Below are 1,242 nucleotides of genomic sequence, written 5' to 3'. Positions count from 1 at the left end.
TCAATATATAACCGGAATTTCTTTCATCCCACTGATAAGTATTCTTATCGGTAACTTCACCATCTGCGTTATAGATGAAGTTTATCTTATACATACGTTTAAGATATTTTCCGTCACTTACAGAATAGGCCTCAATATTTGTAACTTTCTTATCTTCTGAGGCTACATTATAAACTACTTTAGGAGTTGATAAAGACACTGACGCTACTGCTGAAATGATTAATTCTGCTATCATAATAATTTAATTTTTAAGTTAGACTTCTTTTGTTATTTCTTATGCTGCAAAGGTATGCGCTAAGAACAAGAGTTTATGTTATCAATACGTTATCTTTAGGTTAAGAAGTTTTCTGCGAGAACTTTAGTTATATATCTGCATAATGTTATTAACTTTGCAATAAAACTGCTAAATGAGAAAATATATAAAAATAATAACGATATCAGGTCTTTTTATATTAGTCCTAATACAAATTATATGGTTATACAGTTCGTACCAATTTAACAAAAATGAAATAGTATTTAAAACAAGTCATCTGTTAGAGAATGCTATTGATGCTGAAACATTTTCCAGATTAAGTTCTTTACCACAAGGAACAATGGTTAAAAGTAGGCCTCAAAGTGATAGCGGAAAAGATATACCGGAATTTGCTTATATGCAAGAATCATTAGAAGAACTTGGAAAACCTATTTCTTTGGATACAATAGCAAAATATTATAAACAGATTCTAGAAGAAGAAAATATTAATAATCGCTTTTGTCTATATCTATTAAAAGGGGATAGTATTATACAAAATAAAGGGAACGCACATTATTCATTTTTTTATATCGAAACACAGAAAATCCCTATTAGGAGTGACTTCTCATATGTTATTAAAGCCAAAATTATTAATCCAAATAAATTCTTTTTTCAAAAAATGGGGATACTCTTAGTTTCCACAACTATACTTCTCATTTTTGTTGTATTCTGCATAATCTATCAAGTAAGGATAATATCAAAAATGAATAAAATCTCCCAAATCCGTGAGGACTTCTCATACGCCATGGTACATGACATGAAAACACCTCTAAGTACTATTATGATGGTGCAGGATATGCTGAAAAGCGGAAGACTGGAAGGAAAACCGGAGATAAAGAACAAATACATGAACATAGCGGAAAGCGAAACAGACCACTTGTTTGCTCTCACTAACAAGATACTTACCATCTCCAAACTGGAGAACCATAAACTGGAGATGAACAAAACAG

2 protein-coding genes are annotated in these 1,242 nt (G+C 30.8%); one reads left to right on the top strand and one right to left on the bottom strand.

The window, feature by feature from the left end:
* Positions 1–235, bottom strand: a 235-nt coding sequence (locus H6A61_RS15250; RefSeq protein ID WP_204394756.1) for a DUF3836 domain-containing protein, incomplete at its 3' end; no start/stop codon positions are given.
* A gap of 760 nt (positions 236–995) precedes the next feature.
* On the opposite strand from H6A61_RS15250, the gene H6A61_RS15245 reads away from it, so the two are divergent.
* On the top strand, positions 996–1,242 hold a 247-nt coding region (locus H6A61_RS15245), incomplete at its 3' end, for a HAMP domain-containing histidine kinase (protein ID WP_204394755.1).

Source organism: Bacteroides caecigallinarum (assembly GCF_016901995.1).
In the GTDB taxonomy this organism is placed as follows: Bacteria; Bacteroidota; Bacteroidia; order Bacteroidales; family Bacteroidaceae; genus Phocaeicola; species Phocaeicola cellulolyticus.
The sequence above is the reverse complement of the archived record's forward strand: the minus strand, read 5'-3'. Positions and strand labels throughout refer to the sequence as shown.